Raw genomic sequence first — 24,202 nt, 5'->3', positions numbered from 1 at the left:
CCTGCGCACCGGCGCCGCTCGCACACCGCACACGACCGCAGGCCCGGCGCCGGCGAGGCCGCGACGGCTTTTTCACCCAGTTTTTTCCGCGCCACCACCTCTTGAAGTCTGCGGGATCGCCCCAAGGTAAGCGCTTGTTTCGGATCAACAGGGAGTTAAACCGACATGCAGGACCCGAATCAGCCCAGCCAGAACGCCGCGCAGAACGAAACCGCCGCCCCCGAGCAACTGCCTGGCGATGCCGGACTCGAAGCCTGCGCCGCTGCCGCCGACACCGCCCCGGAAGGCGGCATCGACAGCATGCCCAGCCTCGAAGAAGCCTTGCGCCAGGCCGAACTCAAAGCCGTCGAGCATCACGATGCCTGGTTGCGCGCGAAAGCCGAAACCGAAAACGTGCGCCGCCGCGCCCAGGAAGACATCGCCAAGGCGTCCAAATTCGCCGCCGAAAAGTTCGCCGCCGCCATGCTGCCGGTGAAGGACAGCCTGGAAGCCGCGCTGGCGGTGGAAAAGCAGACGGCGGAAAAACTGCGCGAAGGCGTCGAATTGACCCTGAAGCAGTTGGTATCGGCCTTCGAAGGCGCGCACCTGGCCGAGGAAAATCCGCTCGGCCAGAAGTTCGACCCCAACAAGCACCAGGCGATCAGCGCGATCGAAGCCGACGCCGAACCCAATACGGTCGTCAACGTGCTGCAGAAAGGCTACCTGCTCAACGAACGCGTGATCCGCCCCGCCCTGGTCATGGTCGCCAAGGCCAAGGAGCAGTAAGCCGCCCGCTTTCGGCGCTGCGGGCGGGCATGCCTCGGATCGCGCCAAGAAAGTCCGGGCAGCACGCTTGAAAGTACCCCGGCGCACCCCATATTCGCTTCAAACCGGCGCACCGCTTGTGCGCCACACCGGATTCAGCTTCTAAAGGAAAAACACACATGGGCAAGATCATCGGCATCGACCTCGGCACCACCAACAGCTGCGTTTCCGTGATGGAAGGCGGCAAGCCGAAAGTCATCGAGAACTCCGAAGGCGCACGCACCACCCCGTCGGTGGTCGCCTACTCCGAAGACGGCGAGATCCTGTGCGGCGCTCCGGCCAAGCGTCAGGCGGTCACTAACGCCAAGAACACCCTGTTCGCGATCAAGCGCCTGATCGGTCGCCGCTTCCAGGAAAAGGAAGTGCAGAAGGACATCGACCTGATGCCCTTCACCATCTGCAAGGCCGACAACGGCGACGCCTGGGTTGAAGTTCGCGGCAAGAAGATCGCCCCGCAGCAGGTTTCGGCCGAAGTCCTGCGCAAGATGAAGAAGACCGCCGAAGACTACCTCGGCGAAGAAGTCACCGAGGCGGTCATCACCGTGCCGGCCTACTTCAACGACAGCCAGCGCCAGGCCACCAAGGACGCCGGCCGCATCGCCGGGCTGGAAGTCAAGCGCATCATCAACGAGCCGACCGCCGCAGCGCTGGCCTTCGGCATGGACAAGAAGCCGGGCGACTCCAAAGTCGCGGTGTATGACCTCGGCGGCGGCACCTTCGACATCTCGATCATCGAGATCGCCGACCTCGACGGCGAGCACCAGTTCGAAGTGCTGGCCACCAACGGCGACACCTTCCTCGGCGGCGAGGACTTCGACCAGCGCATCATCGACTACATCGTCACCGAGTTCAAAAAGGAACAGGGCGTCGACCTCAAGAACGACGTGCTCGCGCTGCAGCGCCTGAAGGAAGCGGCCGAGAAGGCCAAGATCGAGCTGTCCTCGAGCCAGCAGACCGACATCAACCTGCCCTACATCACCGCCGACGCCTCGGGCCCGAAGCACCTGAGCCTGAAGCTGACCCGGGCCAAGTTCGAATCCTTGGTCGAAGACCTCGTCGAGCGCTCGATCGAGCCCTGCCGCGTCGCCCTCAAGGATGCCGGCGTCAAGGTCGCGGACATCGACGACGTCATCCTCGTCGGCGGCCAGACCCGCATGCCGATGGTGCAGGAAAAAGTGAAGGCGTTCTTCGGCAAAGAGCCGCGCAAGGACGTCAACCCGGACGAAGCCGTCGCCGTCGGCGCCTCGATCCAGGGCGGCGTATTGCAGGGCGAAGTGAAGGACGTGCTGCTGCTCGACGTCACCCCGCTGTCGCTCGGCATCGAGACCCTGGGCGGGGTGATGACCAAGCTGATCCAGAAGAACACCACGATCCCGACCAAGGCCTCGCAGGTGTTCTCCACCGCCGACGACAACCAGAACGCGGTCACCATCCACGTCTTGCAGGGCGAGCGCGAAATGGCCTCCGGCAACAAGAGCCTCGGTCAGTTCAACCTCTCCGACATTCCGCCGGCGCCGCGCGGCATGCCGCAGATCGAAGTCACCTTCGACATCGACGCCAACGGCATTCTGCACGTGTCGGCCAAGGACAAGGCCACCGGCAAGGAGAACAAGATCAAGATCCAGGCCAACTCCGGCCTCTCGGACGAGGAAGTCGAGCGCATGGTGCGCGACGCCGAGGCCCACGCCGAGGAAGACAAGAAGGCGCATGAACTGGTCGACGCCCGCAACCAGTGCGACGCCCTGATCCACTCGACCCGCAAGGCCCTCGGCGAGTACGGCGACAAGCTGTCCGAGGACGAGAAGTCGAAGATCGAGGGCGCGATCAAGGACGCCGAAGAAGCGATCAAGAGCTCGGACAAGGACACGATCGAAGCCAAGAGCCAGGCCCTGGCGATGGCGGCGCAGAAACTCGGCGAGCACATGTACGCCCAGGCCCAGCCCGAAGGCGGCGCCCAGGCCGAAAGCGGCAGCGGCAAGGCAGCCGATGCCGACGTGGTGGATGCCGAATTTACCGAAGTGAAGGACAAGAAGTAATCGTCGTTCTGGCGAACTCTTCGCGGCCGAGCCCCCGCCGGAGCCCTCTCCGGCGCCGGCTCGGCCTTTGCTTGATACCAGACTGAGCGAAGCACCATGTCCAAAAGGGATTACTACGAAATCCTCGGCGTCAATCGCGATGCCGGTGACGACGAAATCAAGAAGGCCTACCGCAAGCTGGCCATGAAGCACCATCCGGACCGCAATCCGGACAACAAGGGTGCCGAGGAGAAATTCAAGGAGGCCAAGGAAGCCTACGAGATTCTCTCCGACCCGCAGAAGAAGGCGGCCTACGACCGCTACGGCCACGCCGGCGTCGATCCTTCGATGGGCGCGGGTCCTGGGGCGCAGGGCTTTGAAGGCTTTTCCGATGCGTTCGGCGACATCTTCGGCGATCTCTTCGGCGGCGGACGCGGCGGCGGGCGCTCGAACGTTTATCGCGGCGCCGACCTGCGCTACAACCTCGAGATCACGCTCGAGGAAGCGGCACGCGGCGCGGAAAAGACGATCCGCATCCCCACCGTCGAGGAGTGCGGCACCTGTCACGGCAGCGGCGCCAAGCCCGGCACCCAACCCAAGCCCTGCCCGACCTGCCAGGGTCACGGCCAGGTGCGCGTGCAACAGGGCTTCTTCTCGATCCAGCAGACCTGCCCGAAGTGCCACGGCAGCGGCAAGATCATCCCCGACCCCTGCCGCGACTGCGGCGGCGCCGGCCGCGTCAAGAAACACAAGACGCTGGAAGTGAAGATTCCCGCCGGCATCGACGAAGGCATGCGCCTGCGCCATGCCGGCCACGGCGAGCCGGGCGTCAATGGCGGCCCGCCGGGCGATCTCTACGTCGAGATCCACATCCGCAAGCACGCGATGTTCGAGCGCGACCACGACGACCTGCACTGCGAGATGCCGGTCAGCATCTCTACCGCAGCGCTCGGCGGCGAGATCGAAATTCCGACCCTGGAAGGCATGGCGCGCCTGAAGATTCCCGCCGAGACCCAGAGCGGCAAAGTCTTCCGCCTGCGCGGCAAAGGCATCAAGAACGTGCGCAGCCACGTCCACGGCGACCTGATGTGCCACGTCGTCGTGGAGACGCCGGTCAACCTGACCGAACGCCAGAAGGAGCTGCTGCGCGAATTCGAGGAAATCTCCAGCGGCAACGCCGACCGCCACAATCCGAAGGCGAAGTCGTGGATGGACAAGGTGAAGGACTTCTTCGCCACCTGAACGGACGACGGCCACGCTCGTGCGGACGGCCTCCGGCAGGCAGCGGCCCCGTTTCCGGCATGTTCCGGAAGCGGGGCCGCTGCGTTTGGCAGGGCGCGGTCGATCGCGGCATCGTGCCGCGCCGCGAACGCGCACCGCGGTACGATGCTTTCCCGGCCCGCACTACCTCCGGATGCCGATCACGCTACCGGCCTGCTCCGGCCACGGCAGCATCCGCCGGGCCGCCAACCAGGCCTCGGCGCACGCCGCGACCTCGGGCGGGAAATCGGCGCCGCGCCGGGCCTCCATATCGATGTGCATGACCATCAGCTCATTGGTCGCGGCAAGCCAGCCTTCCGACTCGTGGCGCATCTCGTGGAAGAGGTGGACGCGCTTGTGGTCGGCATCGAGGATCCGCGTACCGATCACATAGGCTTGGTCGCGGCCGATCTCGCGGATGTAATTGACGTGCATTTCGAGGACGAAGGTCGTGTGGCGACAGCGCGCACGGTAGTCGGCATCGAGGCCGAGCACATCGAGAAAGGCGTCGGTCGCCTGGTCGAAAGCCAGCACGTAGTAGGCCACATTCATGTGGCCGTTGTAGTCGATCCATTCCCCGCGCACCCTGCCGTGCAGGGTGAATCCGGTTTCAGGGCGATTCGCTGCAGCATTCATGCGGCGGCACTCCGTCGGTGGTCAATCGGTGCCCCGGCAGAGCCGGGGGAGCGCTCAGGCTCGCCGCCAGGTCGTGCCCCCGGCGCCGTCCTCGAGGATCACACCGGATTCGAGCAGCTCGGCGCGGATGCGGTCGGCCTCGGCGTAATTCTTCGCTTTTTTCGCCGCGGCACGCTCGGCCACCTTCCCTTCGATGGCCTCGGCGTCGAGGCCGCCGGCATCGGGCGCGCCGGCCTGCAGGAAGGCCTGCGGGTCGCGCCCGAGGAGGCCGAGCACGGCGGCGAGCGCCTTCAGCTGCGCCGCGAGCGCCGGCGAGGCGCTGCGGTTGACCTCGTTGGCGAGCTCGAACAGCACGGCCACCGCTTCGGCGGTATTGAAGTCGTCGTCCATCGCGGCGCGGAAGCGCTGCGCAGCCGGCTCACGCCAATCGACCGCCGCGCCGTTGTCCGCCGGCACGTTCTTGAGTGCGGTATACAGCCGGGTGAGCGCATTGCGCGCATCCTCGAGGTGGGCATCCGAGTAGTTCAGCGCGCTGCGGTAATGGGCGCGCAGGATGAAAAAGCGCACCACTTCAGGATCGTACTTCTGCAGCACTTCACGGATAGTGAAGAAGTTGCCGAGCGACTTCGACATCTTCTCGTCGTCGACGCGCACGAAGCCGTTGTGCATCCAGACATTGACGAAGGTGTGGCCGTGCGCGCCCTCGGACTGGGCGATCTCGTTCTCGTGGTGGGGAAACTGCAGGTCCATGCCGCCGCCGTGGATGTCGAAATGCTCGCCGAGCAAGGCCGAACTCATCGCCGAGCACTCGATGTGCCAGCCGGGACGGCCGGCCCCCCAGGGCGAGGCCCATTTGACTTCGTCCGGCTCCGCCGCCTTGGCATGCTTCCACAATACGAAATCGAGCGGATCGTTCTTCTCCCCCGCCACATCGACACGCTCGCCGGCGCGCAATTCGTCGAGCGACTTGCCCGAAAGCCGGCCGTAGCCGCCGAACTTCCTCACCGCGTAACACACGTCACGGTTGGCGGCGACGTAGGCCAGGCCCTTCTGCTCGAGGCGGCCGATCAGGCTCTGCATCTGGGCGATGTAGTCGGTGGCGCGCGGTTCGAAATCGGGGCGCAGCACGCCGAGCGCATCGGCATCCTGGTGCATCGCGGCGATGAAGCGATCGGTCAGCGCGCGGATCGGCTCGCCGTTGTCCTGGGCGCGGCGGATGATCTTGTCGTCGATGTCGGTGATGTTGCGCACGTACGTCACCTCCATCCCGCTCGCCCGCAGCCAGCGCGCCACCATGTCGAACACCACCATCACGCGCGCATGGCCGAGATGGCAGTAGTCGTACACCGTCATCCCGCACACATACATGCGGACCTTGCCGGGTTCGATGGGAGTGAAGACTTCCTTGCTACGCGCCAGGGTGTTGTAGATCGAGAGCATGCGAGTCGACGAAAAAACGCGCCGGATGCGCGATTGTGGGAGCGAGGGGCTTGTTGCTAGAATTCGGCGTCTTTCAAAGGGCCTGGCCCTTGTCCGAGGCGCGCCGCAGTATACCACGGCCCCTCAGCTCCCCATCTTCACCCTGCGGCGGCCCGAACGATCCTCCGCAGCCCGCAACGGCCCGCCGTCCCTGCCGACTGCCGGCACGGGAGAAGCGCATCGGACGATGTGCCCGTCTCGCCGGTTCCGTCCCTACCCATCGGAGACCTCATGAAGAAGCACCTTGCCGCCTTCGCCACCCTCGCCACCCTGGCCTTCAGCGCCTGCGCCGCGAATCCGATGGTCGAACTCGAGACCAGCCAGGGCCGGATCACCGTCGAGCTGTTCGCCGACAAAGCGCCGAAATCAGCGGAAAACTTCGTCCAGTACGTGAAGGACGGCCACTACGACGGCACCGTCTTCCATCGCGTGATCGACGGTTTCATGATCCAGGGCGGCGGCTTCGATGCCGACATGAAGCAAAAGAGCACGCGCGCACCGATCGAGAACGAGGCCAGGAACGGCCTCAGGAACGAACCCGGCACGCTGGCGATGGCTCGCACCGCCGATCCCCACTCGGCGAGCGCACAGTTCTTCATCAACCTCGTGCCGAACAGCTTTCTCGACTATCCTTCGCGCGACGGCTGGGGCTATGCCGTGTTCGGCAAGGTGGTGAAGGGCATGGACGTGGTCGAAAAGATCGCCAAAGTGCCGACCGCGAACCGCGGCTTCCACCAGAACGTGCCGCTCGAGGCGGTGCTCATCGAGCATGCCCGCGTGCTCCAAAGCACGGCGGCGCCGGCCAAGAAGACGGGCAAGTGACGACCCGCCCCCATCCATCTCACCCGAACTTTTCCAGGAGCGCGAACATGGCAGTCAAGCTGCACACCAACCACGGCGTCATCACCCTCGAACTCGACGCCGAAAAAGCGCCGGTCACCGTCGCCAACTTCCTCGCCTACGTGAACGCCGGCCACTACGACAACACCATCTTCCACCGCGTCATCGACGGTTTCATGATCCAGGGCGGCGGCTTCGAACCGGGCATGAACCAGAAGCCGACCGGCGAAGAAATCAAGAACGAGGCCGACAACGGGCTCAAGAACGAGCGCGGCACGATCGCCATGGCCCGTACCCAGGCGCCCCACTCGGCCACCGCGCAGTTCTTCATCAACGTCGCCGACAACGATTTCCTCAACCACCGCTCGCCCGACCTGCAGGGCTGGGGGTATTGCGTGTTCGGCCGGGTCAGCGACGGCCTGGATGTGGTCGACAGCATCCGCAAGGTCAAAACCGGCTCCAGCGGCTTCCACCAGGACGTGCCGAAGGACGACGTGATCATCGAGCGCGCCGAAGTTGTCTGAGCGCCCTGCCGTTCCCGCTGCCGGCGGGAACCGGCGGACAATGCCGGAAGCCGTCCACGCGGCGCTTCCGGCATTGTTCGTTTCCGACCTCCATCTGAAGGAGGATGAGCCGGACACGGTTGCGGCCTTCCTCGATTTCCTCGCCGGCCCCGCCCGCGGCGCGGGCAGCCTGTTCATCCTCGGCGATCTGTTCGAGTACTGGGCCGGGGACGACGATCTCGACGCCCCCTTCAACCAGCGCGTGTGCAATGCGCTGCGCACGCTTGCCGGGCACGGTGCCGGCGTTTTCTTCATCGCCGGCAACCGCGACCTGCTCGCCGGCGAAGGTTTCGCCCGCGCCGCCGGCCTGCAACGGCTCGCCGATCCGTGCCGGGTGCGCTTCGGTCGCGGCGAGGACGCCGCGCTCGTGCTGCTGAGCCACGGCGACGCGCTGTGCACCGACGACCTCGCCTACCAGGTCTACCGCCGCCAGGTGCGCGACCCCGCCTGGCAGGCAGCCTTCCTCGCCCAGCCGCTCGCCGCGCGCAAAGCCTTTATCGAGAGCCTGCGCCAACAGAGCGAAGCCGCCAAGTGCGAGAAGGCCATGGAGATCATGGATGTGAACGCCGAGGCCGTGAGCACGCTGCTGCGCGCGCACCGCTACCCGACCCTGGTGCACGGCCACACCCATCGTCCGGCGCGCCACGAGCACGCCATCGACGGCCGGCACTGCGTGCGCTGGGTGCTGTCGGACTGGCATGGCCGCGCCACCTGGCTCGCCTTCGACGGCCGGCACTTCGAGGCCGCCTCGGCCTGACCGCACCCGGGGCGCCCTCTCCCGGCACCCGATCCACGTCCGCTCTGCTTTCCACGCAGCCGAAAGACGCGGCACCCACCGCCGTATGCGCTCGGTGCAGCTCCGGCTTCGATCCTCAGCGCCGCAGGCCGCGCGCCAGGTCCGCCTTCAGGTCAGCCACATCCTCGAGGCCCACGGCGATGCGCAGCAGGCCGTCGCCGATCCCGGCCGCAGCCCGCGCCTCGGCCGAGATCCGCCCGTGGGTCGTGGTCGCCGGGTGGGTGATGGTGGTCTTGGTGTCGCCCAGGTTCGCCGTGATCGAGAGCAGGCGGCACGAATCCACCACCCGCCAGGCGGCCTCGCGCCCGCCCTCGACATCGAAGCTGAGAATCGCGCCGCCGCTCTTTTGCTGACGCATCGCCAGCGCATGCTGCGGGTGGGACGCGAGGCCGGGGTAATACACCCGCGCCACACCGGACTGAGCTTCCAGCCAGCAAGCCAGTTCGAGCGCCGCAGCCGACTGCGCCTCCATGCGGATGCGCAAGGTCTCGAGCCCTTTCAGGATCACCCAGGCATTGAACGGCGACAGCGTCGGCCCTGCGGTGCGCAGGAACTTGAACACCTCGTCGGTCACCGCCTTGCTGCCGGCGACCGCTCCGCCCAGCACCCGCCCCTGGCCGTCAAGGTACTTGGTCGCCGAATGCACCACGACGTCCGCTCCCAGCGCCAGCGGACGCTGCAGCACCGGCGTGCAGAAGCAGTTGTCCACCGCGAGCAGGGCTCCGGCCTCATGGGCGATGGCCGCGACCCCGGCGATATCGACCACTTCGGTGAGGGGGTTCGACGGCGTCTCGATGAAGAACAGCTTGGTGCGCGGGCGCAGGGCATCGCGGTAGGCGTCGAGGTCGGTCGCGGGGACGAAGCTGGTTTCGATGCCGAACTTCGCCAGGATGCCGCCGAACAACTGCTGAGTGGCGCCGAACAGCCCGTTGGAGGCGACGATGTGATCGCCCGCCTGCAAGGTCGCCATCGCCAGCGACAGGATCGCCGACATCCCCGAGGCCGTCGCGACGCAGGCCTCTGCGCCTTCGAGCGCGGCGAGCCGGGTCTGCATCGCGCTGACGGTGGGGTTGGAGAAGCGGGCGTAGACGTAGCCCTCCTCGGCACCGGAAAAGCGCGCCGCCGCCTGCGCGGCGCTCTCGAAGACGAAACTCGAAGTGAGGTACATCGCCTCGCCGTGTTCACCGAACTGGGTACGTTCGGTTCCGGCGCGCACGGCGAGAGTATCGGGGCGGAAATTCTGTTCGTCGGGAAGATTCATGGTCGTCATTACCAGGGAGTTTCGATCGATGCCGGGCGGCGCACGCCTCAGCGTCCACCGCTGGAAGCGAGGTTGAGATCGAGCTGACCGTCGTCGTCGTCGTGGCCGCCGTCGCCGCCGTCGCCGCTGTCGGGCTTCGCCGGCTGGGCCGCACCGCGCTGGTTTTCGACGCCGTTGAGGTATTCGGCGGTGATGTCGCCGGTGATGTAGCTGCCGTCGAAACAGGATGTCTCGAAAAACTTGAGCGCAGGATTGAGCGCGCGGACCGAAGCCTTGAGGTCGTCGAGGTCCTGGTAGATCAGCCCGTCGGCGCCGATCTCGCGGCAGATCTCCTCGTCGCTGCGATCGGAGGCGATCAGTTCGGCCCGGGTCGGCATGTCGATGCCATAGACGTTGGCATGCCGCACCGGCGGCGCGGCCGAAGCCAGATAGACTTTGGTCGCCCCCGCTTCGCGCGCCATGTTGACGATTTCCCTGCTCGTCGTGCCGCGCACGATCGAGTCGTCGACGAGCAGCACGCTCTTGCCCTTGAACTCCTGGTGGATGGTGTTGAGCTTCTGGCGCACCGACTTCTTGCGCGTCGCCTGGCCCGGCATGATGAAAGTGCGGCCGATGTAGCGGTTCTTGACGAAGCCTTCGCGGAACGGCAGATCCAGGCGCTGCGCCATCTGCATCGCCGAAGGCCGGCTGGAGTCGGGAATCGGGATGACGACGTCGATGTGCACGTGCGGCATCGTCCGCTTCATCTTGTCGGCGAGGAACTCGCCCATCTTCATCCGCGACTCGTACACCGAGACGCCGTCGATGATCGAATCCGGGCGCGCCAGATAGACGAACTCGAACATGCAGGGCGCATGGACGGTCTTGTCCGCACACTGCCGGCTGTGGAAATGGCCGGCAGTATCAATCAGCACGGCTTCGCCGGGCGCGATGTCGCGCACCAGCTTGTAGCCGAGCACGTCGAGCGCCACCGACTCGGAGGCGACCAGCCAGTCGCTGCCGGCCTCGGTGTCGCTGCGCCCGATCACCAGCGGGCGGATGCCGTAGGGGTCGCGGAAAGCGAGCAGACCATAACCGGAAATCATCACCACCACCGCATAGGCGCCGCGGCAGCGCCGGTGTACCCCGGCCACCGCGCGGAAAACCGCATCCTCATCGAGCTTGAGCCCCTTGCAGGCGGCCTGCAGTTCATGGGCGAGCACGTTGAGCAGCACTTCGGAGTCGCTGCTGGTGTTGATATGACGCAGATCGGAGAGGAACATCTCGCGCTTGAGCGCTTCCGAGTTCGTCAGGTTGCCGTTGTGCGCCAGCAGCAGGCCGAACGGCGAATTGACGTAGAACGGCTGGGCTTCGGCGGCATTGTAGGCCGAACCCGCGGTGGGATAGCGCACGTGGCCGATCCCCCAGTTGCCCTGCAGGTTGCGCATGTTGCGGGTGCGGAACACGTCGCGCACCAGGCCGGACCCCTTGTGCATGTGGAAGCGTCCGCCTTCCGAGGTAGCGATGCCCGCCGCATCCTGACCGCGGTGCTGCAACACCTGCAGGCCGTCGTACAGCAACTGATTGACCGGTGAGGTGGCTACGACCCCGAGAATTCCGCACATGGAAGTTACGCCTATCTGAATCGAATCTTGTCGGCTACCGCATCGGGCAGCCAGGGTTTTACCGCAAGGACCGCCGACTCCATCGGCGCCGAAAACAGTGCCTGTGTCCACCACGGCTCGCGCGACACGCCCGCGAGTCCGCCGATCAGCACCACCACGCAGGCGACCGCCAGACCGCGCGCGACGCCGAACAGGGCGCCGAAAAAGCGGTCGGTCGCCCCCAGTCCGGCCGCCCGCAGCAACTCGCGCAGCAGGTAACGCAGCAGTGCCGCGAGCAGCAGCACGCCGACCACCACCAGCGCCGCGCCGGCCACCTGGCGCCACATCGGCTCCGCGATCATTCCCGAAAACACGCTCGCCGCCGGTTCGTTATAGCGCCATGCGGCGAACAGCGCTGCCACCCAGGCGAGCACGGCCATCACTTCGCTGACCAGGCCGCGCCACATGCCGACCGCCGCCGACAGGGCGAGGATGCCGAGAAAAACGTAATCGAATACGGTCATCGCCGCCACTCAGCGCGCCTGCAGCACGGCCTGGTAGCCGCCCGCCTCGAGCCGGGCCGCCACCGCCTCGGCGGCGGACCGTCCCGGAACCGGGCCGACCCGGACCCGGGTGACGCTCCCCACCGCCTCGGTGTAGGCGGGGAACCCCTTCGCCTTGAGTTGCTCGGCCAGGCGCGCCGCCTTCGCGGCATCGCTGAAAGCACCGACCTGGACGATGAAGGACTCCGCGCGCGGCGGCACCGGCTTGCCGCTGAGGATCGCCCGCACCCGGGCCTCCTCTTCGGCAGGGGGGGCGGGAAGCGGACGCGGCTCGGGCGCCGGGAGCACGGGCGCCTCCGGTTTGGATGCGGGAGGGGAAGCGGGAGAGGGTGCAGGAGGTGGTGCTGCGGAGGATGCGGGCACAGGCGCCGGCGGAGCATCGACGGGCGGCGCCGGCTTGTCGCCGGGGGATGCGGCGCGGTCTTCCTCTTCCGGCGGCGGGGCGATGTCGGCGGACGGCGACGCCGCCGCGAGCGGGCGCTGCAGCCCGGTAGCAGCCTCCTGGTCGGGAATCGTGATCTGGATATCCTGCACCGAAGAGTGCGGCTCCTGATCCATCGTCATCGGCAGCACGATCGCCGCCAGCAGCGCCAACGCGATGGCGCCGACCAGCCGCCGCCGGGCGCGTTTCTTGATTTCCAGATTGTCTGCGTCGCTCACCGGAGAACCTCACCCGTGCCGCGCAGCCCTGAGCGCTGCAAGCACGTCCGCCACCGTCAGGAAGGAACCGAAGGCCACGATTCTATCACCCTCGGCAGCCCCCTCCTGCGCTGCAACAAACGCGTCTGCAGGCGAGCCGAAACAATGCAGATCCCCCCTGCCACCGGCCTCGCGCACCCGCTCGGCCAGCGCCTGCGCCGACAGGCCGCGCGGCCCGGGCAGGTCGGCCAGCAGCCAGTGATCGACCCGGTCGGCCATCCGCGCCACCACGCCGGCAACATCCTTGTCGCCGAGCATGCCCAGCACTGCCCAGGTTTCGGGATAAAACCCCATGTTGCCGAGGTTTTCCGCGAGCACGCCGGCGGCTTGCGGATTGTGCGCGACATCGAGCACCACCGCCGGTCGCCCCGGCAGCACCTGGAAGCGCCCCGGCACGTCGACCAGCATCAGGCCCTGGCGAACGTGCTGCATCGACACCGGCAGGCGCTGCCTCAGGCATTCCAGCGCGGTGAGCACGGCGGCAGCGTTGAGCAGCTGGTTGGCCCCGCGCAGCGCCGGGTACGCCAGCCCGCCGCGCCGAAGCAGCGCGCCCTGAGCGGCAGGCAGCGCATAGCGCCAGTAGCCCCACTGCTGGCGGTCGCCGCCGAAGCCGAAGTCCCGGCCGCTGACCCACAGTTCGGCACCGATCGCGCGTGCATGCTCGAGCAGGCTCGCCGGCGGCTGCGGGTCGCCGCATACCGCGGGCCGGCCAGCGCGGAAAATGCCGGCCTTCTCGAAGCCGATCTTCTCGCGCGTGTCGCCGAGATACTCCATGTGGTCCATCGCCACGCCGGTGACGATCGCGCAGTCGGCGTCGAACACGTTGACCGCGTCCAGGCGCCCGCCCAGGCCGACTTCGAGAATGATCACGTCCGGGCGCTCGGCGGCGAACAGCGCCCAGGCGGCGAGCGTGCCGTGCTCGAAGTAGGTCAGCGGGGTGGCGCCGCGCGCCGCCTCGACCGCGGCGAATGCGGCGACGAGGCGGGCATCGTCCGCATCCTTGCCGTCGATACGCACGCGCTCGTTGTAGCGCAGCAGGTGGGGCGAAGTGTAGCAACCGACCCGGTAGCCGGCGGCGAGCAGGATGCTCTCGAGCATCGCGCAGCACGAGCCCTTGCCGTTGGTGCCGCCGACGGTGATCAATACCGCGTCCGACGGCGCGCCCATCGCCGCCCGCACCGTGCGCACGCGCTCGAGGCCGAGCTCGATGCGCTGCCCGTGGCGCTGTTCGAGGAGGTCGAGCCAACCGGCCAGCGTGTCCGGCAACGACGGCTGTTCGGCAGCGCGAGGCATCAGGCGGCAACCACGTCGGCAGGGTGGCGGGCCAGCATCGCGAGCAGTGCGGCCAGCCGGTCGCGCATCTCGCGCCGGTCGACGATGATGTCCACCGCGCCTTTTTCGAGCAGGAACTCGGCGCGCTGGAACCCTTCCGGGAGTTTTTCACGCACCGTCTGCTCGATCACCCGCGGCCCGGCGAAACCGATCAGCGCACCGGGCTCGGCAACCACGACGTCGCCCATGAAGGCGAAGCTGGCCGACACGCCGCCCATGGTGGGGTCGGTCAGCACGGTCACGAAAGGCAGGCGGCGCTCGGCCAGACGGGTGATCGAGGCCGTGGTCTTGGCCATCTGCATCAGCGACAGCAGGCCTTCCTGCATGCGCGCGCCGCCCGAAGCGGTGATGCAGATGAACGGCAGGCGCTGCTCGTAGGCTTCGCGCGCGCCGCGCACGAAGCGCTCGCCGACCACCGAGCCCATCGAGCCGCCGAGAAACTCGAACTCGAAGCAGGCCACCACCACCGGCAGGGTCTTGATCGCGCCGCGCATCACCACCATCGCGTCGGCCTCACCGGTATCGGCGGCGGCGGCCGACAGGCGCTCGGGGTACTTGCGCGAGTCCTTGAACTTCAGCGCATCGACCGGCGTGACTCCGGCGCCGATCTCGATGCGCTCTTCCGCATCGAGCAGGATGTCCAGGCGCCGCCGCGCGCGCAGCCGGTGATGATGGCCGCACTTGGGGCAGACACCGAGGTTGCCGTCGAGATCGGCGCGGTAGAGCACCGCCTCGCAGCCCTCGCACTTGCTCCATACGCCTTCCGGGATCGACTTGTTGCGCGCCGATGCCTGACCACGCTTGATCCGCGGCGGCAGCAATTTCTGCAACCAGCTCATGGTGCCTCTCCTGTTGCCGGCGCGAACCCGTCGAGCGCAGCACGGATACCCCGCATGAAGGCGGTGACGCAGGCCACTTCCGCGCCCGGATTGTTTTCGATTTCCTCGATGATGCGGCTGCCGATCACGACCGCATCGGCCACCGCGCCGATGCGCCGTGCGCTTTCGGCATCGCGGATGCCGAAGCCGACTCCCACCGGCATGCCGACCGCGGCACGGATCTGCGGAATGCGCCGCGCCACTTCATCGACGTCGAGCTTGCCGCTGCCGGTCACGCCCTTCAGCGACACGTAATAGATGTAGCCGCTGCCGGCGCGGGCGACGTCGGCGAAGCGCTGCTCGGACGAGGTCGGCGCGAGCAGGAAGATCGGATCCAGCCCGCCCGCCTTGGCCGTATCGGCGAAGGCGACGCATTCCTCGGGCGGGTAGTCCACCACGAGCACGCCGTCGACGCCGGCCGCGACGGCTTCGGCGACGAAGCGCTCCGCCCCCATCGCCTCAATCGGGTTGGCATAGCCCATCAGCACCACCGGAGTGGCCGCATCGTCGGCGCGGAAGGCGCGCACGATGTCGAGCACCTTGCGCAGGCTCATGCCCTGGGCGAGCGCGCGCTCGGAGGCACGCTGGATCGTCGGCCCGTCGGCCATCGGATCGGAGAACGGCACACCGAGCTCGATGATGTCGGCGCCGCCTTCGACCAGCGCGCGCATCAGCGGCAGGCTGAGCCCGGGCGCGGGGAAACCGGCGGTCACGAAAGGGATGAGCGCCTTGCGGCCATCGGCCTGCAGGCGCTGGAAAACGGTGTGGATTCTTGACATGTCTCGATCACGCTGCGGGCCGTGGAAGCGGCCCGCTCGGGTTCAGAACTGGAGGCCGGAGCGTTCGGCGACGGTGTGCATGTCCTTGTCGCCGCGCCCGGACAGATTGACCAGCAGGACGCGGTCCCGCGGCAACGTGGGCGCCAGCTTCGCCGCATAAGCCAGCGCATGCGAGGACTCGAGCGCCGGAATGATGCCTTCGAGCCGGCACAGGTCGTGGAAGGCCTGCAGGGCCTCGGCGTCGGTGACGCCGACGTATTCGGCGCGGGCGGAGTCCTTCAGCCAGGCATGCTCGGGGCCGACGCCCGGGTAGTCGAGGCCGGCGGAGATCGAATGCGTCTCGATGATCTGGCCGTCCTCGTCCTGCAGCAGGTAGGTGCGGTTGCCATGCAGCACGCCCGGGCGGCCCGCCGTCAGCGAGGCCGCGTGGTGGCCGCTGTCGATGCCCTCGCCCGCCGCCTCGACGCCGACGAGCTTGACGCCGGGCAGGTCGAGGTAGGGGTGGAAGATGCCCATCGCGTTGGAGCCGCCGCCAACGCAGGCGATGACGTAGTCGGGCTGGCGGCCGGCCATCTCGGGCATCTGCACCAGGCACTCCTTGCCGATCACGGCCTGGAAGTCGCGCACCATCATCGGGTAGGGATGGGGTCCGGCGACGGTGCCGATGATGTAGAAGGTGTCGGCAATGTGGGTGACCCAGTCGCGCATGGCCTCGTTCAACGCGTCCTTCAGCGTCTTCGAGCCGGACTCCACCGGAACCACGGTGGCGCCGAGCAGCTTCATCCGGTAGACGTTGGCGGCCTGGCGCTTGACGTCCTCCGCGCCCATGTAGACCACGCACTCCATGCCGTAGCGCGCGGCCACGGTGGCGGTGGCGACCCCGTGCTGGCCGGCGCCGGTCTCGGCGATCACGCGCGGCTTGCCCATGCGGCGGGCGACCAGCGCCTGGCCGATGCAGTTGTTCACCTTGTGCGCGCCGGTATGGTTGAGGTCTTCGCGCTTGAGGTAGATCTGGGCGCCGCCAAGCAGGCCGGACCAGCGCCGGGCGTGGTAGATCGGGCTCGGGCGGCCGACGTAGTGCTTCAGCTCGTATTCGAACTCGGCGATGAAGTCCGGGTCGTTCTGGCACGCGGCGTAGGCTTCGCGCAGCTCGGCCAGCGCCGGCATCAGGGTTTCGGCGACGAACACGCCGCCATAGGGGCCGAAATGCCCGCTGGCATCGGGAAACTGGTAAGGCGTATCAGCCATCTGCGTGTCGAACTCCGGCGATGAACGCGGCGATCTTGGCCGCATCCTTGATTCCCTTGGCACTTTCCACTCCGCTCGAGACGTCCACCGCCCATGGGCGGACGCGGCGGATCGCCTCGCCGACGTTGTCTGCATCGAGGCCGCCGGACAGCACCAGCGGGCGCTCGAAGCCCTGCGGGATCAGCGACCAGTCGAACGTCTCGCCGCCGCCGCCGTAGCCGGCGACGAAGGCGTCGACCAGGATGCCGCGGGCGCGCGGATGCGAAAGGGCGAATTCTAGCAGATCGACTCCCGCCCGCATCCTCGCCGCCTTGATCCAGGGCAAGCCATAGCGGGCGCAGTCGGCTTCGCCCTCGTCACCGTGGAACTGCAACAATTGCAAGGGTACGCGCGCGAGCACCGCCTCGACCTCGGCGGGCGCGGGATTGACGAACAGGCCGACCGCGGTGACGAACGGCGGCAGCATGGCGGCGAGTTCGGCCGCGCGGTCGACATCGATCGCGCGCGGGCTGGGCGGATAGAAGACGAAGCCGATCGCATCGGCACCGCTCCGGACCGCCGCGCGCACGTCTTGCGCCCGCGTCAGGCCGCAGATCTTGATTCGGGTACGGGACATTCAGGCGAGGGGAAGCTGAGGCAGCGCGATGATACGCCCATCATCGGGCAGCGACCAGCGCGGCGGGTAGCTCACTCCGCACAGGTAGAGGCCGTCGGCGGCGAAGGTGGGCGCGGCACGGCTGCGATCGCGCGCTTGCAGCAGTTCGCCCATCCAGGAGGGCGGATAACGTCCCTTGCCGACATAGACCAGGGCGCCGACCAGGTTACGGATCATGTGGTGGAGAAAGCCGTTGGCGCGGAAATCGAACAGCAGGTAGTCGCCCTGGCGCCCGACCCGGGCCTCGTGCATCACCCGCACCGGCGTCTTCGACTGGCAGCCGGCGGCCCGGAACGAGGAAAAGTCGTGGGTCCCGACCAGGCAGGCCGCAGCCTCGGCCATCCGCCCCTCGTCGAGCGGAAGATGGAACCAGCCGACCCGCCCCGCGAGCAGGGCCGGCCGCGTCGGCGCGTTGTGCAGGATGTAGCGGTAGCGACGCTCGGTGGCGAGGTAGCGGGCGTGGAAATCCTGGTCGGCCTCCACCGACCAGCGCACCACCACTGTCGCCGGAAGGAGGGCATTGACTCCGCGCACCCAGGCCGACAACGGGCGCTGCGCACGGGTATCGAAGTGCACCACCTGAACGCTCGCATGGACTCCGGTGTCGGTGCGCCCGGCACAGTGCAGACGCACCGGCTCGGCGGCGATCCGCCCGAGCGCGGCCTCCAGCACGTCCTGCACGGTGCGCCCGTGCGCCTGGCTTTGCCAGCCGCAGAATGCATCCCCCGCATATTCGAGCCCGAGCACGATCCGCTTCATCCCAGGCTCCACCAGAACAGCATCGCGAACACGCCGAGCGCGACCACGGCGTCGGTCCGGCTCAGGCGCTCGCGCTGCAGCAGCACCGCTGGGTTGTCCGAACCCGTCGCCTCGTCTTCCAGCCACTCTTTCCAGTGCATCTGCTTGTGCCCGCGGGGCGAGGCATCGACATAGCGCAGCACCAGCAGCAGGCGCAACGCCAGCCGCTCGGGCGGCACCCCGATCAGACGCAGCGGGCGGCTGAGCGCGTACAGACCGCCGATCAGGCGCGGCAGGGGAAGGTGCTCGAGAAGCAAGGCGACCGCGCACACGACCGCGACCAGGCGGGCGCCGTGCACCAGGGCGAGGACGCTTCCTTCGCGGCTGGGCCCCAGCCGCGGCCAATCGAGCAGGAGCGCCTCGCCCGGCGTAAACCAGGCGAACAGGACGACGATCGCCAGCAACAACACCCGGATCCGGCGCAACAGACGAAGGCCGCGCACGCGCGCGAACAGGAGGACGGCCGCCGTACACGACAGGACCGCAGGCCCGAGGGCGGCAGGAGGCAGAATCTGGATCGAGGCGACGGCGGCGAGCCAGAGCAACAGGATGAGGCCGGAGTGCATGTCGTTCAGGGTCAAGAACCGCCGCAGGCAGCCGCCCTGCAGCGTCATCGGTCGAGGGCGGAGAGCATTTCGCGCGCGGCGCTGCGTTGCGCGGCGGAGCCTTCGCCAATGACTTCGCGGAGCAGTTCGGCCGCCCCTTCCCGGTCTCCCATTTCCTCGTACGCCCGCGCCAGTTCGAGCTTGGTCTCGATGCCATCGCCCTCGCCGCGCGCGGCAGCCTCGTCGGCGAGCTCGGCGCCGATACGGACCTCGTCCGGCGCGGGGATTTCCGTGACCGAAATGCCGGCTCCAGCGAGCGTATCGAGTTCGAGATCGAGCGTGCCCAGATCCAGTTCGGGCGCGGTATCCGCGGACGGCGCGACGGGCGCGGGCGCGTCGGGGCTGAAGCCGGAATCGAGCGGACGGCGGTCGGCACTCGTGGTCCCCGAGGTGGTCCCCGAGGTGGGTGCGGACCGGGGCGCGGCCACCGGATCGAACGGCGCATCCCCGGTCGCTGCCAGGCTCGGACGCCCGCCCTCGAACACCTCGGCGGCGTCATCCGGACACACCACCGTGGCGTTCATGTCGACCGCCCAGGGCTGGGGTGCATCCAGTTCCAGATCGAGATCCGGCAACTCGAAATCCAGCGCTGCACCAGCGCCGGCCTCCCCGACGCGCTCCTGCGCACCGCGGCCGGGCTCGGCCGCATCCCCCGCACTCCCCACATTCCCCGCGTCTCCGCCAGTGCCGAAATCGAGATCGAAATCGAATTCCAGCGCGGGCTCCTCCGGCACTGCAGCGGCCCGCTCCGCCTCCGCCTGCGCTTCAGCACCACGCGCCGTCGCGACGGCCGGCACCCCAGACCCGAGGTCGAAATCGAGCGCCTCCACCTGCGCCTCGACCGGCAGCGCCGGCGCAGCGGCAGACACCGCATCCGGCGCCCCCGCCCGGAACGTGGCGGAGGAGGCCATTGCTCCTTCTTCCTGGGCATCGCCGCGGGGCACCGCAGCAAAGCCGCCGCCCTGCTCCACGCCGTCGCCCGCCGGGCTCGCCGGCGCCGGTTCGGCGAAATCGAGGGCATGCCGGCCGGCAACGTCCTGCTGCAAGCGGGAAAGCTCGCCGGCCACGACCTGCGCCGCAAGCACGCCCCCGCCCGCTGCCGCGACGGCGGGCGCCCCGCCGCGCTCGCCCGTGACCGCAGTTTCGGCGGCGGGCTCCCGGTAACGGGGGTTCTTCGGGTCGAGCTTGCGCCCCAGCGCCGCCGCCTTGTCCCAATCCCGGCCGCGCCCGGCAGTGACGGCGAACAGTTCGCCTGCCACTTCTCCGAAGCGGGACGGATCGCCGCGCTGGGCATGAATCTCGAGCAGTTTCAGATGGATCGCGGCGCGCTTCGGGTCCGTCTTCAGCGCATCCTGGAGAATTTCCTCGGCCTGCACGTCGCGGCCGTAGGCCATATACACATCGGCCTCGGCAACCGGGTCGACGCCTTCGTCGGTATCGATCGACGCCAGCCCCGAACGACCGAAATCGGTATTCATGATGCTCGCTGCGGCTGCATCCGCAGGATGTCCGCCGCTACCGCTAAAAACGGCGTCGCCCGCGCCCTCTTCACCCGCACCGGCGCGGCGCGCCTCGGCTTGCCTGCGCCGCCGCCCGAGTCCCGCATACGCCAGCAGCAGGACGAGGATGGCCGCCGCGCCGGCGAGCATTTTCGAATCCCCGAGCATCGCGTCAAGCACGCCGGGAGCGCTGTCGCCGCCCGACGGCGGAGCACTCTGCGCGCTTGCGGGTGCCGGGGCGGGAGCGACCTTCGCCGCCCGGGCCGCTTCGCTGCCGGCGACCTCCGCGCCAGCCGCGGCCGGCACCGGCACCGGCTCCCGGTTGGCGCCGGCCGGTCCTTCCCGCGTCTCCGCTGCTGCGGGGGCGGCCTGTTCCTGCAGGCTGCCCATGGTTCCGTTTTGCAACTCCAGCAGGCGCTGCAGGCCGCGGATGCTGCTTTCGAGCAAGGCAAGGCGGGCGGCAGCTTCGTCGAGCGAGCGCTCGCGCGAGCCGAGCTCTTCTTCGAGCGCCTGCAGACGCGCTTCGGCTTCGCCCGCGCCGGCAGGCCGGCTGCGGGATACATGCAACTGATCAGCGTTGTCGTCGCCCGCTGCGCGCGCATCCACCCGGGGAACGATGCGCCCCGCGCTCACCTGCTCGTCGGCAGGCGCGGGGGCCGGCGCACGGTGCTCCACCGCGGCGGCGAGACCGCGCCGGTAAGCGTCGAAATCGGCAGACTGAGCACGAATCTCGCGCTGCGCCTGTTCCGCGCCGATCGCTCGTACCGTATCGGCGGCGGGCAGGCTCAGCACCGCGCCGGCGCGCAAGCGGTTGATATTGCCCTCGGCAAAAGCGTCCGGATTGGTGCGATACAGCGCCACCAGCATCTGGTCGAGCGTCATGCCCGGCTGAAGATGAGTGACGGCGATTCGGTAGAGCGTCTCGCCGCGGCGCACTGCATGGGTCGATGGCAACGCGCCCCTGGTGGGCGCGGAGGGCGCGGCGGCGAGCGGGGGACGCGGTGACGGAGAAGCGAGCGGAGCTTCGACCGCAGCCGCAAGCGGGCTCGGTGCGGCGAAATCGACGGGATCGAGCAAGAAAGTGTATTCGCGCACGAGCCGTCCGGCATCCCAGTTCAACTCGACCAGCAAATCGACGAAGGGGTCGTTGATCGGACGCTCGCTCGACAGGTGGATCACCGCTCCCGCGGCCCCGGTATCAACGCGGAGGCGGATGCTGCGGGCTGCGCTGCCGTAACCGAGCTGGGCCTGGCGGAAGGCCTCGGGGGAAGCGATGCGGGCATTCAGCGAGCGTAGTTCCTGGGGGGTGGCGCTGACCGGGATCTGCGCGCGCAGCGGTTGCCCCAGGGCGCTGAACACACTGATCTGCCCCAGCCCCGCACCCTGGACGGCAAAAGGGATCGCGGCGATGGAAAGGGCGATGAGTGATGCCTTGAGCGACCTGGTCATGTTGGATTTCAAACCGCGTTTCCCCCGAAACTGAGCTTTACGGTCAAAGGCGTCGTGGATCGGCCTGTGAATCTAGCATCTTCCCAGCCTTCCCGCATCAGCCGGCGCCGGCCGGCGGAGGGCCCGGCGCGGCGCTCCCCTCATGACAAAGGGGGCTTTCGCCCCCTTTTAGTCTGCCGGAAGGAACAACGCTCAGCGTTCGAGCAGAATGCGCAGCATCCGGCGCAGCGGTTCGGCCGCCCCCCACAGCAACTGGTCGCCGACGGTGAAGGCACCGAGGTAGTCGGGCCCCATCGCCATCTTGTGCAGGCGCCCGACCGGGACGCTCAGCGTGCCGGTGACCGCGGTCGGGGTCAGTTCGCGCTCGGTCGCCTCGCGCTCGTTGGGCACGACCTTCACCCATTGATTGCCGCCGGCGATGATCTCGCTGAGCTCGTCGAGCGGCACGTCCTTCTTCAGCTTGATCGTTAGCGCCTGCGAATGGCAGCGCATCGCGCCGATGCGCACGCACAGGCCGTCGATCGGAATCGAGCCCGGAGTGCGGAAGGCCGGGTTGCCGAGGATCTTGTTGCACTCGGCGCCGCCCTTCCATTCTTCCTTGCTCTGGCCGTGTTCGACCGGCACGTCGATCCACGGGATGAGGCTGCCGGCGAGCGGGGTGTTGCGGAAGTTCTTCTTCGGGAAGCTGTCCGAGCGCAGGGTCTCGGCGACCTTACGGTCGATCTCGAGGATCGCCGAAGCCGGGTCGGCGAGCAGGTCCTTGACCGAATCGTGGAGAGTGCCCATCTGGCTGATGAGCTCGCGCATGTTCTGCGCGCCGGCGCCCGAGGCGGCCTGGTAGGTCATCGCCGAGATCCACTCGACCAGGCCGTGGCGAAACAGGCCGCCCAGGCCCATCAGCATCAGCGACACGGTGCAGTTGCCGCCGATCCAGTTGCGCCCGCCCTTGGCCAGCGCGGCGTCGATGACGTTGCGGTTGACCGGGTCGAGGATGATCACCGCGTCGTCGTTCATGCGCAGCGCGGATGCAGCGTCGATCCAGTGGCCGTTCCAGCCGGTGGCGCGCAGCTTGGGGAAGACTTCCTTGGTGTAGTCGCCGCCCTGGCAGGTGATGACGATGTCGCAGGCCTTGAGCGCGTCGATGTCCGTCGCGTCCTGCAGCGGCGACGCCGCTTCCTTGCCGCCGAAGGACGGCGCCTTGCCGCCGGCGTTGGAGGTGGAGAAATACACCGGCTCGATGAAGGCGAAGTCGCCCTCTTCCACCATGCGCTGCATCAGCACGGAACCGACCATGCCACGCCAGCCGACCAGACCGACTCGATTCATGTTCATCACTCTCTACAGAAACGTTCTTCGAAAAACCCTTGCAGGTACGACAGCTTACAGTGCCGCGAGGACCGCGTCGCCCATCTCGCGCGTACCGACCTTGTTGGTGCCCGGTTCATGGATGTCGCCAGTGCGATAGCCCTGGGCGAGCACCTTCTTGACCGCATTCTCGACGCGCTGGGCGGCCTCTTCCTGATTGAAGGTATAGCGCAGCATCATCGCCGCCGACAGGATGGTGGCGAGCGGGTTGGCCAGGTTCTTGCCGGCGATGTCGGGCGCCGAGCCGTGCGAAGGCTCGTACAGGCCCTTGTTGTCGGCGTCGAGCGAGGCCGAGGGCAGCATGCCGATCGAACCGGTGAGCATCGAGGCCTCGTCCGACAGGATGTCGCCGAACATGTTGCCGGTGACCATCACGTCGAACTGTTTGGGCGCGCGCACGAGCTGCATCGCGGCATTGTCGACCAGCATGTGGCTGAGTTCGACGTCGGGGTAGTCCTTCGCCATCTCGTCGGCGATGTCGCGCCACAGCTGGGTGCATTCGAGCACGTTCATCTTGTCGACCGAGCACAGCTTCTTGCCGCGCTTCTGCGCCGCCTCGAACGCGACCTTGAGGATGCGGCGGATCTCGTACTCGGCGTAGATCATCGTGTTCCAGCCCACGCGCTGCAGCGTGCCCTCGACCTCGCGCGTCTCGATGCCGCGCGGCTGGCCGAAGTAGATGTCGCCGGTCAGTTCGCGCACGATCAGGATGTCCAGCCCGGCGACGACCTCGGGCTTGAGCGAGGAGGCGTTGGCCAGTTCCGGATACAGGATCGCCGGGCGCAGATTGGCGAACAGGTTCAGGTCCTTGCGGATGCCGAGCAGGCCGCGCTCCGGGCGCTGCTCGCGCGGCAGGGCGTCCCACTTCGGGCCGCCGACGGCGCCGAGCAGCACCGCGTCGGCGGCGCGGGCGAGCTTTTGGGCCGCTTCCGGATACGGGTTGCCGGTGGCGTCCACCGCACAGCCGCCGAGCAGCGCTTCTTCCATTTCCAGCTTCAGGTCGAGCGCGCCGAGCACGCGCACGGCTTGCGCCATGATCTCGGGACCGATGCCGTCTCCCGGCAGCACGCAAATCTTCATCGGGTCGTTTTCCTC

22 protein-coding genes are annotated in these 24,202 nt (G+C 67.8%); 6 read left to right on the top strand and 16 right to left on the bottom strand.

The window, feature by feature from the left end:
* Window positions 1-165 precede the first annotated feature (165 nt).
* The 3 genes from grpE (at window position 166) to dnaJ (ending at window position 4,061) form a co-directional block, all read left to right on the top strand.
* Entirely contained in the window at window positions 166-765 is a 600-nt protein-coding gene (gene grpE / locus Tharo_RS06080) for a nucleotide exchange factor GrpE (protein ID WP_245881013.1), read from the top strand.
* Between the two features lie 116 nt (window positions 766-881).
* The gene (dnaK, locus tag Tharo_RS06075; protein ID WP_281257430.1) at window positions 882-2,840 is read left to right on the top strand and encodes a molecular chaperone DnaK; all 1,959 of its coding nucleotides are present in this window, start codon (window positions 882-884) and stop codon (window positions 2,838-2,840) included.
* Between the two features lie 96 nt (window positions 2,841-2,936).
* A complete protein-coding gene (gene dnaJ, locus Tharo_RS06070; RefSeq protein WP_107220428.1) occupies window positions 2,937-4,061 on the top strand; it encodes a molecular chaperone DnaJ in 1,125 nt (374 codons plus the stop codon).
* A gap of 162 nt (window positions 4,062-4,223) precedes the next feature.
* Here dnaJ and Tharo_RS06065 read toward each other — a convergent pair whose 3' ends face one another.
* Entirely contained in the window at window positions 4,224-4,715 is a 492-nt protein-coding gene (locus tag Tharo_RS06065; RefSeq protein WP_107220427.1) for a thioesterase family protein, read from the bottom strand.
* A 54-nt stretch (window positions 4,716-4,769) separates the two neighbouring features.
* Window positions 4,770-6,155, bottom strand: coding sequence for a cysteine--tRNA ligase (cysS, locus tag Tharo_RS06060; RefSeq protein WP_107220426.1), 1,386 nt, complete (start codon window positions 6,153-6,155; stop codon window positions 4,770-4,772).
* Between the two features lie 270 nt (window positions 6,156-6,425).
* Here cysS and Tharo_RS06055 point away from each other — a divergent pair, with 270 nt between their 5' ends.
* Genes Tharo_RS06055 through Tharo_RS06045 form a run of 3 tightly spaced genes read left to right on the top strand, consistent with a single transcriptional unit; the run spans window position 6,426 to window position 8,354 of the window.
* Entirely contained in the window at window positions 6,426-7,016 is a 591-nt protein-coding gene (locus Tharo_RS06055) for a peptidylprolyl isomerase (RefSeq protein ID WP_107220425.1), read from the top strand.
* Between the two features lie 47 nt (window positions 7,017-7,063).
* Entirely contained in the window at window positions 7,064-7,558 is a 495-nt protein-coding gene (locus Tharo_RS06050; protein ID WP_107220424.1) for a peptidylprolyl isomerase, read from the top strand.
* A 40-nt stretch (window positions 7,559-7,598) separates the two neighbouring features.
* Window positions 7,599-8,354 (top strand): UDP-2,3-diacylglucosamine diphosphatase, encoded by a 756-nt coding sequence (locus Tharo_RS06045; protein WP_107220423.1) that lies wholly within the window; start codon window positions 7,599-7,601, stop codon window positions 8,352-8,354.
* 115 nt (window positions 8,355-8,469) lie between these two features.
* Here Tharo_RS06045 and Tharo_RS06040 read toward each other — a convergent pair whose 3' ends face one another.
* The 14 genes from Tharo_RS06040 to leuB form a co-directional block, all read right to left on the bottom strand.
* Window positions 8,470-9,654 (bottom strand): O-succinylhomoserine sulfhydrylase, encoded by a 1,185-nt coding sequence (locus tag Tharo_RS06040; protein ID WP_107222333.1) that lies wholly within the window; start codon window positions 9,652-9,654, stop codon window positions 8,470-8,472.
* A gap of 47 nt (window positions 9,655-9,701) precedes the next feature.
* Entirely contained in the window at window positions 9,702-11,258 is a 1,557-nt protein-coding gene (purF, locus tag Tharo_RS06035) for an amidophosphoribosyltransferase (protein WP_107220422.1), read from the bottom strand.
* Between the two features lie 11 nt (window positions 11,259-11,269).
* The gene (locus Tharo_RS06030; RefSeq protein ID WP_107222332.1) at window positions 11,270-11,761 is read right to left on the bottom strand and encodes a CvpA family protein; all 492 of its coding nucleotides are present in this window, start codon (window positions 11,759-11,761) and stop codon (window positions 11,270-11,272) included.
* Window positions 11,762-11,770: 9 nt separating this feature from the next.
* Window positions 11,771-12,460, bottom strand: a complete 690-nt coding sequence (locus tag Tharo_RS06025) for an SPOR domain-containing protein (protein ID WP_107220421.1) — start codon at window positions 12,458-12,460, stop codon at window positions 11,771-11,773.
* A gap of 9 nt (window positions 12,461-12,469) precedes the next feature.
* Window positions 12,470-13,792 (bottom strand): bifunctional tetrahydrofolate synthase/dihydrofolate synthase, encoded by a 1,323-nt coding sequence (gene folC / locus Tharo_RS06020; protein ID WP_107220420.1) that lies wholly within the window; start codon window positions 13,790-13,792, stop codon window positions 12,470-12,472.
* Window positions 13,792-14,670 carry an acetyl-CoA carboxylase, carboxyltransferase subunit beta gene (accD, locus tag Tharo_RS06015; protein ID WP_107220419.1) on the bottom strand — a complete coding sequence of 293 codons (879 nt, stop codon included), beginning with the start codon at window positions 14,668-14,670 and terminating at the stop codon, window positions 13,792-13,794. The genes folC and accD overlap by 1 nt, the downstream gene beginning before the upstream one ends.
* Window positions 14,667-15,488 (bottom strand): tryptophan synthase subunit alpha, encoded by an 822-nt coding sequence (trpA, locus tag Tharo_RS06010; protein WP_107220418.1) that lies wholly within the window; start codon window positions 15,486-15,488, stop codon window positions 14,667-14,669. The genes accD and trpA overlap by 4 nt, the downstream gene beginning before the upstream one ends.
* Window positions 15,489-15,530: 42 nt before the next feature.
* Complete coding sequence (gene trpB / locus Tharo_RS06005; RefSeq protein WP_211309664.1) at window positions 15,531-16,736, bottom strand: tryptophan synthase subunit beta; 1,206 nt, start codon at window positions 16,734-16,736, stop codon at window positions 15,531-15,533.
* Entirely contained in the window at window positions 16,729-17,352 is a 624-nt protein-coding gene (locus Tharo_RS06000; RefSeq protein ID WP_107220416.1) for a phosphoribosylanthranilate isomerase, read from the bottom strand. The genes trpB and Tharo_RS06000 overlap by 8 nt, the downstream gene beginning before the upstream one ends.
* Window positions 17,353-18,150, bottom strand: a complete 798-nt coding sequence (gene truA / locus Tharo_RS05995) for a tRNA pseudouridine(38-40) synthase TruA (RefSeq protein WP_107220415.1) — start codon at window positions 18,148-18,150, stop codon at window positions 17,353-17,355. It abuts the gene before it with no gap.
* Complete coding sequence (locus Tharo_RS05990) at window positions 18,147-18,770, bottom strand: energy-coupling factor transporter transmembrane protein EcfT (RefSeq protein WP_245881012.1); 624 nt, start codon at window positions 18,768-18,770, stop codon at window positions 18,147-18,149. The genes truA and Tharo_RS05990 overlap by 4 nt, the downstream gene beginning before the upstream one ends.
* A gap of 29 nt (window positions 18,771-18,799) precedes the next feature.
* Window positions 18,800-21,742 (bottom strand): FimV/HubP family polar landmark protein, encoded by a 2,943-nt coding sequence (locus Tharo_RS05985; RefSeq protein WP_107220414.1) that lies wholly within the window; start codon window positions 21,740-21,742, stop codon window positions 18,800-18,802.
* 192 nt (window positions 21,743-21,934) lie between these two features.
* Window positions 21,935-23,068: an aspartate-semialdehyde dehydrogenase gene (gene asd / locus Tharo_RS05980; RefSeq protein ID WP_107222330.1), complete on the bottom strand. Its 1,134-nt coding sequence runs from the start codon at window positions 23,066-23,068 to the stop codon at window positions 21,935-21,937.
* Window positions 23,069-23,122: 54 nt separating this feature from the next.
* On the bottom strand, window positions 23,123-24,187 hold the full coding sequence (leuB, locus tag Tharo_RS05975) for a 3-isopropylmalate dehydrogenase (protein ID WP_107220413.1): 1,065 nt from the start codon (window positions 24,185-24,187) through the stop codon (window positions 23,123-23,125).
* Between the last annotated feature and the right edge of the window lie 15 nt (window positions 24,188-24,202).

This window comes from Thauera aromatica K172 (assembly GCF_003030465.1).
Taxonomy (GTDB): domain Bacteria; phylum Pseudomonadota; class Gammaproteobacteria; order Burkholderiales; family Rhodocyclaceae; genus Thauera; species Thauera aromatica.
This window is presented reverse-complemented; position numbering and strand designations above follow the sequence as displayed.